The sequence below is a fragment of the Pseudomonas sp. MOIL14HWK12:I1 genome (assembly GCF_000510705.1).
Taxonomy (GTDB): domain Bacteria; phylum Pseudomonadota; class Gammaproteobacteria; order Pseudomonadales; family Pseudomonadaceae; genus Chryseomonas; species Chryseomonas oryzihabitans.
On sequence record NZ_AZNY01000009.1, the window covers coordinates 268501 to 283690 of the forward strand.

13 protein-coding genes and 1 pseudogene are annotated in these 15190 nt (G+C 67.4%); 8 read left to right on the forward strand and 6 right to left on the reverse strand.

Features of this window, described 5'->3' with window-relative positions:
* Positions 1-291: 291 nt before the first annotated feature.
* Positions 292-1059, reverse strand: coding sequence for an FCD domain-containing protein (locus PSEK12I1_RS0108575; RefSeq protein ID WP_027597638.1), 768 nt, complete (start codon positions 1057-1059; stop codon positions 292-294).
* Positions 1060-1280: 221 nt separating this feature from the next.
* Between PSEK12I1_RS0108575 and PSEK12I1_RS0108580 the strand changes: the two genes are divergently transcribed.
* From PSEK12I1_RS0108580 to PSEK12I1_RS0108595, 4 genes are all read left to right on the forward strand, one after another.
* Complete coding sequence (locus PSEK12I1_RS0108580; RefSeq protein WP_027601280.1) at positions 1281-2978, forward strand: lactate permease LctP family transporter; 1698 nt, start codon at positions 1281-1283, stop codon at positions 2976-2978.
* A gap of 73 nt (positions 2979-3051) precedes the next feature.
* Positions 3052-3876: a (Fe-S)-binding protein gene (locus tag PSEK12I1_RS0108585; protein ID WP_007162121.1), complete on the forward strand. Its 825-nt coding sequence runs from the start codon at positions 3052-3054 to the stop codon at positions 3874-3876.
* Entirely contained in the window at positions 3873-5327 is a 1455-nt protein-coding gene (locus PSEK12I1_RS0108590) for a LutB/LldF family L-lactate oxidation iron-sulfur protein (protein ID WP_027597635.1), read from the forward strand. The genes PSEK12I1_RS0108585 and PSEK12I1_RS0108590 overlap by 4 nt, the downstream gene beginning before the upstream one ends.
* Positions 5324-5992: a lactate utilization protein C gene (locus PSEK12I1_RS0108595; RefSeq protein ID WP_027601281.1), complete on the forward strand. Its 669-nt coding sequence runs from the start codon at positions 5324-5326 to the stop codon at positions 5990-5992. Before PSEK12I1_RS0108590 ends, PSEK12I1_RS0108595 begins: the two co-directional genes overlap by 4 nt.
* 164 nt (positions 5993-6156) lie before the next feature.
* Here the strand turns inward: PSEK12I1_RS0108595 and PSEK12I1_RS0108600 are convergent, their stop codons facing one another.
* From PSEK12I1_RS0108600 to PSEK12I1_RS0108610, 3 genes are all read right to left on the reverse strand, one after another.
* Positions 6157-6627 carry an MEKHLA domain-containing protein gene (locus PSEK12I1_RS0108600; RefSeq protein WP_037006833.1) on the reverse strand — a complete coding sequence of 157 codons (471 nt, stop codon included), beginning with the start codon at positions 6625-6627 and terminating at the stop codon, positions 6157-6159.
* Positions 6628-6735: 108 nt separating this feature from the next.
* On the reverse strand, positions 6736-7857 hold the full coding sequence (locus PSEK12I1_RS0108605) for a YncE family protein (RefSeq protein ID WP_007162793.1): 1122 nt from the start codon (positions 7855-7857) through the stop codon (positions 6736-6738).
* A 102-nt stretch (positions 7858-7959) separates the two neighbouring features.
* Positions 7960-8964 (reverse strand): ribonuclease Z, encoded by a 1005-nt coding sequence (locus PSEK12I1_RS0108610; RefSeq protein WP_027601283.1) that lies wholly within the window; start codon positions 8962-8964, stop codon positions 7960-7962.
* Between the two features lie 186 nt (positions 8965-9150).
* Here PSEK12I1_RS0108610 and PSEK12I1_RS0108615 point away from each other — a divergent pair, with 186 nt between their 5' ends.
* Complete coding sequence (locus tag PSEK12I1_RS0108615) at positions 9151-10395, forward strand: acyl-CoA dehydrogenase family protein (protein WP_027601284.1); 1245 nt, start codon at positions 9151-9153, stop codon at positions 10393-10395.
* Positions 10396-10452: 57 nt separating this feature from the next.
* On the opposite strand, the gene PSEK12I1_RS25300 is transcribed toward PSEK12I1_RS0108615, so the two are convergent.
* Both PSEK12I1_RS25300 and PSEK12I1_RS25305 read right to left on the reverse strand, forming a co-directional pair.
* Positions 10453-10884 (reverse strand): methyl-accepting chemotaxis protein, encoded by a 432-nt coding sequence (locus PSEK12I1_RS25300; protein WP_371099722.1) that lies wholly within the window; start codon positions 10882-10884, stop codon positions 10453-10455.
* 108 nt (positions 10885-10992) lie between these two features.
* Positions 10993-11769, reverse strand: a pseudogene (locus PSEK12I1_RS25305) (PAS domain-containing protein); the annotation flags it as partial.
* Positions 11770-11965: 196 nt separating this feature from the next.
* Between PSEK12I1_RS25305 and PSEK12I1_RS0108625 the strand changes: the two are divergent.
* The 3 genes from PSEK12I1_RS0108625 to PSEK12I1_RS0108635 all read left to right on the forward strand — a co-directional run bounded on the left by PSEK12I1_RS0108625 (position 11966) and on the right by PSEK12I1_RS0108635 (position 15180).
* A complete protein-coding gene (locus PSEK12I1_RS0108625; RefSeq protein ID WP_371099715.1) occupies positions 11966-13147 on the forward strand; it encodes an acyl-CoA dehydrogenase family protein in 1182 nt (393 codons plus the stop codon).
* Positions 13148-13156: 9 nt separating this feature from the next.
* Positions 13157-14242: a sigma-54-dependent Fis family transcriptional regulator gene (locus PSEK12I1_RS0108630; protein WP_027601287.1), complete on the forward strand. Its 1086-nt coding sequence runs from the start codon at positions 13157-13159 to the stop codon at positions 14240-14242.
* 77 nt (positions 14243-14319) lie between these two features.
* Positions 14320-15180 carry a pirin family protein gene (locus tag PSEK12I1_RS0108635; protein WP_027601288.1) on the forward strand — a complete coding sequence of 287 codons (861 nt, stop codon included), beginning with the start codon at positions 14320-14322 and terminating at the stop codon, positions 15178-15180.
* The last annotated feature ends 10 nt before the right edge of the window (positions 15181-15190 follow it).

A 15190-nucleotide genomic window follows, 5' to 3' on the forward strand; every position in this document is an offset into this window, starting at 1 on the left:
CGGCGGCCAGGACCACCTGGGTGGCACTCAGGGCCAGGGTGGTCGGCGTCACGCCGCCCACGAACAGGATTGCCCCGGTGCTGCATGCACCGAGCAATGCAGGAGTGAAGGTAAGGTCGACGAGCGAGGGCGAAGAAGAGGCGTGTTCCACAGGAGGGTACCGGTCTAGACGCCAGCGAAGGCGGGAAGGTGTGACCGGGTTATCAGCTCTGGAACGCTAAACTTTAGCCGCGGACGCTCAATTTATGCTACTAGCATAATGACATCATGATATTTCACGCCAGATTTTTTTTAGAGCTCATCGCGCCGTTTGGCCCGTGCTAGACGGCCTGCCATGGCGCCGGCCTCCTCCAGAACCTCTCTCACGTAGCCCAGATGGCGGCTCGCCGCCTCGCGTGCATTCTCCGCTTCCCCCGCAACAATCGCCTGGTAGAGCGCCCGGTGTTGCTCCAGCAGTCGCTCGCGGGTCTCACCCCGTTGGGCGTGCATCCCGCCGATGTTGGTCACCATGTGGTGGCGCAGCAATTCGAACAGGCTGCGGATGCTGTGCAGGTAAACGGCGTTGTGGCTGGCCTCGGCGATGGCCAGGTGAAAGGCGGCATCGGCCTCGCCCTCTTCCTCCCGGGTGAGGGTCTCGCGCCGGCGGTAGCAGTCCTCCAGGCGCTCCCAGGCCAGGGTCAGCCGCGCCAGGTCCGGCTCGGTGGCGCGCTGGGCGGCGTAGTAGGCGCAGGCGCTTTCCAGGGTGTGGCGAAATTCCAGCAGATCGCGGCGGGTTTCCTCGCGGCTTTCCAGCAGCGGCAGCAGGGGATCGGTGAAGGCGCTGTTGAGCGCCTCGGTGACATAGGTACCGCCGCCCTGCCGGCTGAGCAGCAGGCCGCGCGCGATCAGCTTCTGGATGGCTTCGCGCAGCGAGGGTCGCGACACCCCGAAGCGCTCGGCCAGCACCCGCTCGGCCGGCAGGCGCTCGCCAGGGCGCAGCGAGCCTTCGGCGATCAGCGCCTCCAGGTGCTTGACGATGTCGTCGGACAGACGACGTTGCTTGACCGGTTCGAACCCCATGAAAAACCTCGAAAAATGCTGCGGACAGCAGCGGCCGTCCGCCAGGCGGAACAGCTGGGCCGACGAAAGTCGCACATCAAGGGGTTTGACAGGCACAAAGACCCCGCTTAACGTGCGTGAAGTCGCCCTTGTAAATTGGTATTACCAATTTTTGCCACAGGTCGCGATCTTGTGCAACCCCGTCCTGCCGCCTCCCTACAAAAACAATCAAGGAGCACCCGATGGAAACCTGGCAACAGATCTATCTCCCCCTTGGCAGCCTGGGCCTTTCGGCCTTCGTCGCCGCCTTGCCCATTCTGTTCTTTTTCGTCGCCCTCGCCGGTCTGAGACTCAAGGGCCATGTGGCGGGCGCCCTCACCCTGGCGATCGCCCTGCTCATCGCCCTGTTCGTCTATCGCATGCCGGTGGACAAGGCGCTGGCCTCGGCCGGCTACGGTTTCCTCTACGGCCTCTGGCCCATCGCCTGGATCATCGTCACGGCGGTGTTCCTCTACAAGCTGACGGTCAAGTGCGGCCAGTTCGACATCATCCGCAGCTCGGTGCTGTCGATCACCGACGATCAACGCCTGCAGGTGCTGCTGATCGGCTTCTGCTTCGGCGCCTTCCTGGAAGGTGCGGCCGGTTTCGGCGCGCCGGTGGCCATCACCGCCGCGCTGCTGGTGGGCCTGGGCCACAATCCGCTGAAGGCGGCCGGGCTCTGCCTGATCGCCAACACCGCGCCGGTGGCCTTCGGCGCCCTGGGCATCCCGACCATCGTCGCTGGCCAGGTGACCGGCATCGACGCCTTCAAGATCGGCGCCATGACCGGCCGCCAGCTGCCGCTGCTGTCGCTGCTGGTGCCGCTGTGGCTGATGTTCATGATGGACGGCATGCGCGGCCTGCGGGAAACCTGGAAGCCGGCGCTGATCTGCGGCGGCACCTTTGCCGTGTTCCAGTACCTGACCTCCAACTTCATCGGTCCGGAACTGCCCGACATCACCTCGTCGCTGGCCGCCATGATCGCCCTCACCGGCTATCTGAAGCTGCGCCAGCCGCAGCACGCCACCGCGGGTGCGACTGCGGTGGTCGGTGGCGGTGGCGGCGCCGCCATACTGGGCGGTGGGGCCGGCTTCGGCAGCGGCGGTCGGCTGCCGCCGGAACATTCCCTGGGCACCGTGATCAAGGCCTGGTCGCCGTTCCTGATCCTCACCGTGGTGGTGACGATCTGGACCACCAAGGCCTTCAAGGCGCTGTTCGCCAGCGGCGGTGCCCTCTATGCCCTGGTGATCAACGTGCCGGTGCCCTACCTGGACAAGCTGGTGCTCAAGACGCTGCCGATCGTGGCCACGCCGACGCCGATGCCGGCGGTCTACAAGCTCGATCTGCTGTCGGCCTCCGGCACCGCCATCCTGATCTCGGCGCTGATCTCCATGGCCATCTTCCGTATCAAGCCCTCGACCGCCCTGGGCGTGTTCAAGGAAACCCTGGTGGAGTTGCGCAAGCCGATCCTGTCCATCGGACTGGTGCTGGCCTTCGCCTTCGTCGTCAACTACTCGGGCATGTCCACCACCCTGGCCCTGCTGCTGGCCGGTACCGGCGCGCTGTTCCCCTTCTTCTCGCCGCTGCTGGGCTGGCTGGGGGTGTTCCTGACGGGTTCGGATACCTCGTCCAACGCCCTGTTCGGCTCGCTGCAGGCCACCACCGCGCACCAGATCGGTGTTTCCGACACCCTGCTGGTGGCGGCCAACAGCTCCGGCGGCGTGACCGGCAAGATGATCTCGCCGCAATCCATCGCTGTGGCCTGCGCCGCCACCGGCATGGTGGGCAAGGAGTCCGACCTGTTCCGCTTCACCGTGCGCCACAGCATCGGCTTCGCCGTGCTGGTCGGGTTGATCACCCTGGCGCAGGCCTATGTGTTCACCGGCATGCTGGTTCACTGATCACGCGGTTCCCGGCGGCGGTTCAGGCCGTCGCCGGTCCTCTTATTACCGGGCCAACCCGGAGTGACGCCTGATGAACGATCTTTTCTACAACGCCGCCCCCAACGCCACCCGCACCGCGCCACCACTGGCGCCGCCGCGGACCTATCCGCAGCAGAAGCCGACCCAGGTGTATCTGTTCGGCACCTGCGTGGTGGACCTCTTCTATCCCGAAGCCGGCATGGACAGCATCCGCCTGCTGGAGCGCGAAGGCCTGCGCGTGCATTTCCCCCAGGCGCAGAGTTGCTGCGGCCAGCCGGCCTACACCTCGGGCTACACCGAGGAGGCCCGCGCCGTGGCGCGCACCCAGCTGGCGCTGTTCGCCGAGCCCTGGCCGGTGGTGGTGCCTTCCGGCTCCTGCGCCGGCATGCTGCGCCATCACTATGCCGAGCTGTTCGCCGACGAACCCGAGACCCTGCGTCAGGTGCAGGATCTGGCCGAGCGCACCTACGAGCTCGCGGAATTCCTGCTGCACGTCTGCCAGGTCGACTACCAGGATCGCGGCGCTCCGACCAAGGTGGCGCTGCACACCTCCTGCAGCGCCCGCCGCGAGATGCAGACCCACCTGCACGGCCGCGCCCTGCTCGGCCAGCTAGAGGCCGTGGAGCGTGTCGACCATGACCACGAAAGCGAATGCTGCGGCTTTGGCGGCACCTTCTCGGTGCGGATGCCGGACATCTCCGGTGCCATGGTGGCGGACAAGACCCGTGCCCTGCAGGACAGCGGCGCGGCCCAGGTGCTCACCGCCGACTGCGGGTGCCTGATGAACATTAACGGCGCCCTGGAAAAGCAGCGCGCCGCCCTGCGTGGCGAACATCTGGCGAGCTTTCTCTGGCGCCGTATCGGAGGTGCCGCATGAACGAGATGCTGAAGATCCCCCTCACCGACCTCAGCGAAGCGCCTCCCTTCAAGACCCGTGCGCGGCAGGCCCTGGGCGACGACCAGCTCAGGCGCAACTTCCGCACGGCCATGGATTCGCTGATGACCAAGCGCCTGGCCAGCATGAGCGATGCCGACGAGCGCGAGCGCCTGCGCGAACTGGGCAATCGCACCCGTGCCCGGGCGCTGTCCAAGCTGCCGGAGCTGCTGGAACGCCTGGAGGCTAACCTCACGCGCAATGGCGTCCAGGTGCACTGGGCCGAGACCACGGCCGAGGCCAACGCCATCGTCCAGCAGATCGCCGAGCGCCATGCGGCCAAACTGCTGATCAAGGGCAAGTCCATGGTCAGCGAAGAGATGGACATGAACCACGTCCTCGGCGCCCAGGGCATCGACTGCCTGGAGTCGGACATGGGCGAGTACATCATCCAGCTCGCCGGCGAGAAGCCGTCGCACATCATCATGCCGGCCATCCACCTCAACCGGCAGCAGGTCGGCACCCTCTTCCACGAGCATCTGGACGAGCCCTACACCACCGACGTCGACGAACTCATCCAGACCGGTCGGCGGGTGCTGCGGCAGAAATTCTTCGAAGCCGACATCGGCATCTCCGGGGTCAACTTCGCCGTGGCCGAGACCGGCACCCTGCTGCTGGTGGAAAACGAGGGCAATGGGCGAATGTCCACCACGGTGCCGCCGGTGCACATCGCCGTGACCGGCATCGAGAAGGTGGTGGAGAATCTGCGCGACGTGGTGCCGCTGCTGTCGCTGCTGACCCGCTCCGCCCTGGGCCAGCCGATCACCACCTACGTCAACATGATCTCCGGTCCGCGCAAGGCCGGGGAACTGGACGGCCCGCGCGAGGTGCACCTGGTGCTGCTGGACAATGGTCGCAGCCAGGCCTTCGCCGACAGCGAATTGCGCCAGACCCTCAACTGCATCCGCTGCGGCGCCTGCATGAATCACTGCCCGGTCTATACCCGCATTGGCGGCCACGCCTATGGCGAGGTCTATCCCGGTCCCATCGGCGCCATCATCACCCCGCACCTGGTCGGCCTGGAGCGCGCACCCGATCATCCCAGCGCCTCCTCGCTGTGCGGCGCCTGCGGCGAGGTCTGCCCGGTCAAGATCCCGATTCCGGCGCTGTTGCGGCGATTGCGCGAAGAGAACGTCAAGGCCCCCGAAGCCGAGCCGCACCTGCTGCGCGGCCAGGGCAGCAAGTTCTCCGCCCGGGAGCGCTGGACCTGGCACGCCTGGCAGAACCTCTACACCTCGCCGCTGCTCTACCGTGGCTTCAGCTACCTGGCCACCCGCTTCGGCCGCTTCACCCCGGGCCAGCTCGGCCCCTGGACGGAACACCACAGCGCGCCCAGGCCGGCATCCCGCTCGCTGCACGAATTGGCCCGCGAACACCTGGAGAAACGCCCATGAGCGCCCGCGACAACATCCTCGCCAAGCTGCGCGGCAGTCTGCAGGGCACCCAGCCGCTGGCGGACACCTTCGACGAAGCCCTGGTGACCGAACCCTGGCGCTATCCGCCTGAAGAGCGCGTCGCCCGCCTGCGTACCCTGATGGAAACGGTGCATACCGAAACCCATTTGACCACCGCGGCGGACTGGCCGACGCTGGTCGAGCGCATCCTCGCCGAACGGGGGCTGGACCAACTGCTGATCGCCCCCGGCACGCCCCACGGCGCGCGCCTGGTGGAGCGCTGGCAGGGCGACGGCTCACCGCGCTGGAAGGCCTATGATCGCCCCGTGGAAGAATGGAAGGCCGAGCTGTTCAACGACACCCCGGCCAGCCTCACCGGCACCCTGGGCGCCCTGGCCGCCACCGGCAGCCTGGTGCTCTGGCCGGATCGCCAGGAACCGCGCCTGATGAGCCTGGTGCCCCCGCTGCATATCGCCCTGCTCAGGGCCAGCACCGTGGTGGACAACTTCTACGAGTTGCAGCAACGGCACCGCTGGCAGGACGGCATGCCGACCAACGCCCTGCTGATCTCCGGGCCGTCCAAGACCGCCGACATCGAACAGGTGCTGGCCTATGGCGCCCACGGGCCCAAGGATCTGGTGGTGCTGATCGTCGAGGATGAGTGAGGGTTGTGGTCCCCCTTACCCCCTAACCCTCTCCCTCAGTTAACTCGCGTGGAAAACGCTACGCGGTTTTCCACCCTACGGCGGGGGCATGCGTAGGGTGACAACGGCGCAGCCTTGTCCACGAATTCGATCTTCCGCGCGCAGCCGAGCCCAACAATCCGGCCTCACTCCACCTGCCCGATCAGCTGCGGATCCGGCCAGAACAGCGCCGCCTGCCCCCGCCGCGTACCTTCGGGATCGATCAGATTCCACACTACCCCCGCATGGATCTGGAAGGCCTCTCCCGCCTTGTCGACGCGCCAGCCTTCGTAGCCTGAGGCATAGCCCTGGCGCCCCACCGCCTCCATCAGGCGCTGACGCTCGTCGCGGTCCCTGGGCGAGGCGCTGTAACGCGAAGGCATGCCGATGAATTGGGCGCGGGGATAGCCGAAGCAGCTCAGCGCCTGCCGGTTGGCGTAGCAGAACAGCGGATCGCTCTCGGTACCGTGGGCCAGCAGGGCATAGGGTGCCTGCTCGTGCAACCAGGCAGGGACGTCGGCCTCAGGCAAGCCGACAGGACGCGGCAGCGGCTGACCGAGCCAGTGGCGGTAGGAGGCGTCCAGCAGCGGCAGCAGGCTGAGATCGGTGGCGGACAAGGCGGCGGCTCCTGGGTGGGGGGACCCCCGCATTCAAGAGCAAGCCGGCGGACTTGGGAAGCCCTTGGCCACCGCAGCAGGACGCAGCGGCGGCCCGGGCGGCGCGGTTTACTTCACCGCGGAGAGGTCGATGCGCACCACGCTTTCCGGCGCGGTGTTCATGTATTCCTTGTCGAAGGGGGTCTTCACCGTCGCATACAGCGTCTGGCCATCCGGGCTGACCAGCAGGCTGTTGGGGTTGGGCTTGAGGTCGTAGGCCTTCTTCTCGGCGTAGGTGGTGGCGTCGAGGATCAGCAAGCGACCGGTCTCGCGCTGGGTGATGTACAGCTCGTTGCGGGTGGTGTTGAGTTTGATGGCCAGGGCATCGCCCACCGGCAGGCGCTTGATCACCTTGCCGCTGCGGATATCGAAGACCAGCACGGTCTTGGCTTCGGAGTTGTCGGTCACGAACAGCTGGTGGTTCGCGCGATCCTCGGCCAGGTTCAGCAAGAGGTACTTGCCGCCATCGCCCGGCGTCCAGCGGTGCTCGATCTTGCGGGTGCGCGGATTGATCACCAGCACTTCGCCGCTGCCGTTGGCCGCATAGAGGCGCCCGGTGTCCTCGGAGTACAGCAGGCCGGTCACCCACTTGCCGGCATTGGGAATGCGCGCCTTGAGGGTCAGGGTCTTGGCGTCCACCACCCAGATCACGCCCGGATCGCCGACCCCGCCGACGTACAGCAAGCCGTCGTGGAGAATGACCTGGCGCGGATTGACCGGATGGCCGTCACGCCCCATCTCGTTGAATTTCAGCCGCTTCTCCACCTTGCCGGTGCGCAGGTCGATACGGCTGAGGCCGCCGTCCAGGGAGTTGGTGACGAACAGCGTCTCGCCACTGGCATCGGTGGTCAGGGCGAAGTTCTTCAGATCGGTGTGGATCTGGCCGGTGATGGCCAGGGTGGCCGGATCCAGCTGATAGATCACCCCACCGGTGACGCCCTTGGTCAACTGGGCGGTCGCCGCATAGACCGACTGCTTGGCCGGGCTGTAGGCCAGCTCATAGACGCCGTAGCCCAGCTCGATGCGCTTGAGTTCGGCCGGGGCCTGAGGCGCGGCGGGTTGCGCGGCAACGGGCGCCGGCGCGGGTGGCGGTGGCGTCGGTGCCTCCGGGCGATTGGAACAGGCTGCCACTGCCAGGGACAGCAGCGCCATGGCGCCCAGCGTCGAGACCTTGTTGAAAGACACCGCCATTTGCTTCTCCTAGGGACGAGGTGCGAGGGATCGAATCGATCCTGGAATGATAAACGTTCGCACTATGCCCAAGGCGCAAAGGTCAGACAAGACCGAAAGAGTTCAAATTCCTATCGGGTTCCGGTCGCCAGCCTCTGCCCGGCCGCTCTGGTCCAGGGCTTTCAGCCGGCCCTGGCGATCCAAACGAAAGCGCGCGAAATCCTCGGCCAGCTGCAGGTTGCCGCGGTAACAGGCCGCAGCCTCCTGGCGCAGGTCGTCGATGGACGGCGAACGCCCCGCCTCGGCCTGGTAGCGCGGACTGAAATGGGTGAGCAGCAGGGCCGGCAGCGCCTGCGCCTCGGCGAAACGGGCGACGCCCGCCGCGCTGCTGTGGCCCCAGCTCTGCCCGGTCTTGTCGATTTGCGCCTGGGCATAGGTGGCTTCATGGACCAGCAGCTGAGCGCCCTGGCAGGCCTCCGTCAGCAAGGCGGGCGCGTCGTTGTCCCCCGCCACCACCAGCCGTCGTTCGCCATGGGCCGCCTGCAGGAAGTCGGCGCTGCGCAGCAGGCGGCCTTCGTGCAGCACATCCTCGCCGCCATGCAGCCGGCCCCACAGCGGGCCACGCGGTACCCCGGCCGCCGCCAGGGCCGCGGGATCGAGGCGCTGCGGCCGGCGGGTCTCGCGGAAGCGAAAGGCGTGACTGGGCACCCGGTGGGAAAGCGCGAAGGCGTCGATATCCCAGGCCCCGACGGAGACGCCCGCGAAGTCTTCCAGGGCGTGGAAGCGCAGTTCGAAGGGCAGGTGCAGTCCGGTCAGCGCCTGGGTGGCGGCGAGCCAGTCCGCCACCGCCTGGGGCGCGATCAGCACCAGCGGCTGGCTGCGTCCGGTCATGGCGGCGCTGGCCAACAGCCCCGGCAGGCCATAGCAGTGGTCGCCATGGACATGGGTGATGCAGATGGCGCGCAGATCCGCTGCCGACAAGGGGGTACGCAGCAGCTGGTGCTGGGTCGCCTCGCCGCAATCGACGAGAAACCAGTCTTTGCCCTGGTCCTCGATCAGGGCCAGGGCCGAGACATTGCGCCGCCGAGTGGGCACCCCGGCCGAGGTGCCGAGAAACAGGAGGTCCATGGGGGCTCCGGGCAAAAGCTCAGTCTAGCGCGGCCGCCCCACTGTCGCCCGGGCAACAGTGGCCAGGCACTCCTGCTGCTGGCCAGGCAGCCCGGAGCCCGCAAACCCCGAGAAAACGGCCTTTCAGGCCCTGGCAGCGCTCTTGCAAAGCCTCTGGCGTCGACCTTCCAATCGCCGAGGATCACCATGAATCTGCCCGCTCGCCATCTGCCGCCCAGCCCTGCGCCCAGCCCCGACTACGAACAACTGGCCGCCCGCTTCCGTCCGCTCTTTGCGCGCATCGCCGAAGGCGCCCTGGAACGCGAACGCAACCGCAACCTGCCCTATGCGCCCGTCGCCTGGCTCAAGGACGCCGGCTTCGGCGCCGTGCGGGTGCCGGTGGAATTCGGCGGCAGCGGTGCCAGCCTGCCGCAACTGGTTCGGCTGCTGATCGAGCTGGCGGCCGCCGACAGCAATCTGCCCCAGGCCCTGCGCGGCCACTTCGCCTTTGTCGAGGACCGCCTCAACGCCCATGCCAGCACCTCCCAGCGGGTCTGGTTCGAGCGCTTCGTCGCCGGCGACCTGGTGGGCAACGCCTGGACCGAGATCGGCACGGTCAAGCTCGGCGAGGTCATCACCCGGGTCAGCCAACGGGACGGCGAATGGCGCCTCAACGGCACCAAGTACTACAGCACCGGCAGCCTGTTCGCCGACTGGATCGACGTCTATGCCCAGCGCGACGACACCGGCGGCGACGTCATCGCCGCCATCCGCACCGACCAGCCGGGCGTGCGCCAGTCCGACGACTGGGACGGCTTCGGCCAGCGCACCACCGCCAGCGGCACCTCGGTGTTCGAAAACGTACGGGTGGCGCCCGAGAATCTCATCGACTTCGCTACCCGCTTCAAGTACCAGACCGCCTTCTACCAGCTGGTGCTGCTGGCCGTGATCACCGGCAGCGGCCAGGCCGCCGTGCGCGAATTCGCCGGCGAAGTGCGCGGGCGCACGCGGGTCTACAGCCATGGCAATGCCAGCGCGGCCAGTGCCGATCCCCAGGTGCAGCAGGTGGTGGGCAAGGCCTCGGCCTTCGTCTATGCCGCCGAAGCCGCTACCCTGGCCGCCGCCGCGGCGGCCCAGGCCGCCTTCGAGGCCCGCTATGCCGGGGATGCCGCCGCCGAGCATGAGGCCAACGTGGCGGCGGAGCTGGAATCGGCCCAGGCGCAGTCGGCGGTCGCCGAGCTGGTGCTGCGGGCCACCAGTGACCTGTTCAATGCCCTGGGCGCGTCGGCCACCAGCACCCGCAAGGGGCTCGATCGACACTGGCGCAACGCCCGTACCGCCGCCTCGCACAATCCGCTGATCTACAAGGAGCGCATCGTCGGCGCCTGGGCGATCGACGGCAGCGAACCACCCTTTGTCTGGCAGATCGGCGGCGGCAGCAAGCAGGGCTGACCACCAGAATGCACAACGGCAACCCTGGGGTTGCCGTTGTGCATTCAGCGCGCCGGATCAGTTCGACAGCTGGCGGGCGAAACGCCCCACGGCGCCGACCACTCGCTGGGCGCCATCCTGGATCTCCACGATCACCTGGCCGGCCTGCCCCGCCAGTTCCAGGCCCTGCTCGGCCTGGCGCCGACCGTTCTCGATCACCGTCACCGCCTCGCCGGCCAGTTGCTGGTTTTGCTGCACCACTCCGACGATCTCCTCGGTCGCCTTGCTGGTGCGCGAGGCCAGTTGCCTGACCTCGTCGGCCACCACGGCGAAACCACGACCCTGCTCACCGGCCCGGGCCGCCTCGATGGCCGCGTTGAGCGCCAGCAGGTTGGTCTGTTCGGCGATGCCGCTGATGGTCTTGATGATGGTCCCGATCACCTGGGACTGGTTGTCCAGCGCCTCGATGCCCTTCACCGCTTCCTGCATCTGGGTGGCCAGGGCGCGCATCACCTCCACCGTCTGCTGCGCCACCGCCGCGCCTTTGCGGGCCGTGTCATCGGTATGCTGGGAGGTCTCGAAGGCTACGCTGGCGGCTTCGGACACCGCCTGCTCCTGCTGGACCTGATCGGTGATCACGGTGGCGAACTTGACCACCTTGTACAACCGGTCATGGGCATCGATCACCGGGTTGTAGGAGGCTTCCAGCCAGACGTCGCGGCCATGGGCATCCAGGCGCTTGAAGCGATCCACGACGAATTCGCCGCGACGCAGGCGCGCCCAGAATTGCTCGTAGGCCTCGGAATTGGCCTCGGCCGGCTCGCAGAACAGCCGGTGGTGCTTGCCCTTGATCTGCGCCAGGGAATAACCCATGGCCTGCAGGAATCTTTCGTTGGCATCGAGCACCTCGCCCTGGAGGTTGAACTCGATGACCGCCGTGGAACGGCGCAGCGCCTTGAGCAGGCTTTCGTGCTCGCGCGAGGTCTCGATGGTTCGCGTCAGGTTGTTGCAGAACAGTCGGAAGCGCGTCACCTGGCCCTGGCTGTCATGGAAGGGGTGCAGGATGCCGCGCAACCAGGCTTCCTGACCGTCGCCACGCAAGAGATGCAGGGCACCGCTGTAGGGCTCGCCGCGGCTCAGGGCCTGCTGCAGTCGGCGGCTGTATTCCTGGTTGCGGACGTGCGCCGGAATGAGGTCCGCCAGGGGGCGTCCCAGCACATCCGCGGCGCGCACGCCCATCTCCTTTTCGAAGTTGGCGTTCACCGCGGAGATGCACCCGCGGCCATCCAGTTCCAGGCCCAGCATTTCCACGTCGAGCTCGGCCTTCAGCCGCTTGAAGGAATCCACCTGCTCGCGGAGGCGCTGCAGTTCTTGTTTTAGGCCTTTGTTGAACATGACACGCCCCTGGTTGGGAGATTAGGTTACCGCTGTATCGACCGGGATTAGTCAGGCCTTTAATGCCGTCAGCAGGACAATGACCAGATGTCCGGAATGAAAGATGGATGGCGGCGGGCCATTAACTAATAACAAAAAAATATTTCAACTCAGGGTTTGGCCGGCATTACGTTCTAACGCCTGTCTGCTCTCTCCATTGCAAGAGTCCCCCATGTCCGATTCCCTGCTGGACCCCCTCCTTCCCCTGCTGGAGCGCTTCGCTGCCACCGCGGCGGAACGTGATCGTCAGGGCGGCACGCCCAAGGCCGAGCGCGATGCCCTGCGCCAGAGCGGTCTCCTGGCCCTGAGCATTCCTACGGAACTGGGCGGCCTCGGCGCCTCCTGGGATCAAACGCTGGAGGCGGTGCGGCGACTGGCCCGGGTCGACAGCTCCCTGGCCCACGTCTTCGGCTTCCATCACCTGCTGCTGGCCACCGCCCAGCTGTTCGGCCAGCCCTCGCAGTGGCGACCCTGGCTGGAGGGCACCGCGCGCGATGGTCTGTTCTGGGGGAATGCCCTCAATCCCCTGGATCGCCGTACCCTCGCCCGCCGCAGCGGCGATGCCTGGCAGGTGGATGGCCAGAAGAGCTTTTGCAGTGGCGCCCTGGATTCGGATCTGTTGCTGCTTTCCGCGCTGGAAAACGATGACAGCGGACGCCTGCTGATCGCCGTGGTATCCACCGGCCGTGCCGGCATCCAGCTGTTCGACGACTGGGACAACAACGGCCAGCGCCAGACCGACAGCGGCAGCGCGCGGTTCGACGGCGTACGGGTCGAACCACAGGAATGGCTGCTCGATCCTGGCCCGCTGAGCACCCCCTTCGCCTGCCTGCGGCCGCTGCTGGCCCAGCTGATCTTCGCCAATATCTTTCTCGGCCTGGCCGAAGGCGCCTTCGCCGAGGCGCGCCGCTACACCACCACCCAGGCGCGTCCCTGGTTCAAGTCCACGGCGGCCAGCGCCAGCGAAGACCCCTACATCCTGCGCCACTACGGAGAATTCTGGGTGGCCCTGGAGAGCAGCCGGCTGCTGGTGGAGCGCGCCAACGGCGCCTTCGCCCAGGCCTGGCAGCAGGGCACCGCGCTGACCGCCGCGGCACGGGGCGAACTGGCCATCGCCATCGCCACGGCCAAGGTCGCCGCCAGTCGTCACGGCCTCGATCTCGCCAGCCGCCTGTTCGAGGTGGGCGGGGCCCGGGCCACCGCCGGTGCCCTGCGCCTGGATCGCTACTGGCGCAACCTGCGCACCCAGACCCTGCACGATCCGGTCGACTACAAGCTGCACGAGCTGGGCGACTGGGCCCTCAACGACACCCTGCCCACCCCCAGTTTCTACTCCTGAGGAGCCGCGATGACCCTGCTGACCCTGACGCGCACACCCGAGGTGCCCCGCTACCGGGCAACGGCCCAGGTGTTCGCCGATCCCAAGTCGCGCGACCTGCTCGCCCACCTGGAAAAGATCGCCCCGAGCGACGCCAGCGTGCTGGTGATCGGCGAAACCGGCACCGGCAAGGAACTGATCGCCCGGCATATCCATGCGCTCAGTCACCGCCATGCCGGCCCCTTCGTCGCCGTCAATTGCGGCGCCTTCGCCGAGAGCCTGGTCGAGGCGGAGTTGTTCGGTCACGAAAAGGGCGCCTTCACCGGCGCCCTGGCCGCGCGCGCCGGCTGGTTCGAGGAGGCCAACGGCGGCACCCTGTTTCTCGATGAGATCGGCGACCTGCCGCTGTCGGTGCAGGTGAAGCTGCTGCGCGTCCTGCAGGAGCGCGAGGTGGTGCGGCTGGGCTCTCGCCGCAGTGTGCCGCTGAACGTGCGGATCATCGCCGCCACCAACGTCCCGCTGGAGCGGGCGGTGGCCGAAGGCACCTTCCGCGAAGACCTCTGGTACCGCCTCAATGTGGTCAGCCTGCCGCTGTTGCCGCTGCGCCAGCGCCAGGGCGATATCCTGCCGCTGGCCCGGCACTTCCTCCATGCCTATGCCCAGGCGGCGGTGTCCCTGAGTCCCGCGGCCGAGCGACGCCTGCTGGAGCACCCCTGGCCGGGCAATATCCGCGAACTGGAAAACACCCTGCAGCACGCCCTGCTGCTCAAACCCCAGGGCCTGCTGGATGCCGGTGACCTGTCGTTCGTCCAGCGTCCCAGCCTGGTCCCGGCGGCGCCGCGCCCGACCGAGGCGGCGCCGGTGGACAGCCTGCTGACCGACGCCTTCGCCCAGTTGTTCGAAGAGCAACCGGAGGCCCTGCACGAGCGCGTCGAAGATGCCCTGGTCCGCGCCGCCTACCGCTTCTGCCATCGCAACCAGGTCCACACCGCCCGCCTGCTGGGGCTGAGCCGCAACGTCACCCGTGCCCACCTGATCCGTATCGGCGAACTGGTGGTCAATCACCGTCGGCCGCTCGCGCCCCGGCCGGAACGCGAGGTCCGCTTCTCCATCTGAAGGGTGGCCATACCCGGCGGGGTACCGACAGGCCATGGAGCGCCTTACACTGGGGTTTTGTTCCGCGAGGCCTCCGCATGACCGCCCGTACCCTGCTGCACCGCCATTCCGCCCGGCGTGACGACATCGGCGACCTCCAGACCCGGCGACCGCTACCCGGCCCCGGCCTGCCCCATCTGGACCCCTTCCTGTTCCTCAATCACCACGGTCCGCAGGTCTATCCGCCGCACAATGCCGGTCTGCCCTTTGGTCCTCATCCCCATCGCGGCTTCGAGACGGTGACCTTCATCCTCTCCGGTTCGCTCGCCCACCGCGACAGCGGCGGCCATGAGAGCGTCATCGAAGCCGGGGGCATCCAGTGGATGACCGCGGGCAGCGGCCTGGTGCATGCCGAGCTGTCGCCCGCCGCCTTCAAGCGCGATGGTGGTGACCTGGAGATCCTGCAGCTGTGGGTCAATCTTCCCGCCCGCCTCAAGTTCACGCCGCCGGCCTACCACGGCGTTTCCGCCGCGGACCTGCCCCTGATCGAGGCCGATAGCGGCCGGGTACGCCTGCACCTGGCATCGGGCAGCCATGAGGGTATCCAGGGCGCCGTGGCCACCCCGACACCCATCACCCTGATGACCGTCGAGATCGCCCCGGGTGGCCGCGTCACCCTGCCCGCCCCGGCCGGCAACTCGGTGTTCTGCTATGGCGTGCGCGGCACCGTGCAGATCGCCGGCCAGGACGAAGCGCCATGGCAGCTGTTCGAATTCGCCGATGATGGCGACCACATCGACATCGGCAGTCGCGACGGCGCCGTGCTGCTCTATGGCCATGCGGCGCCCTTCGCCGAGCCCATCGTCGCCCACGGCCCTTTCGTGATGAACAGCGCCGAGGAGATCCGTCAGGCGATCCGCGACTACCAGGCCGGCCTGTTCGGTGACGTACCGGAGTAAGTCGCCCCGC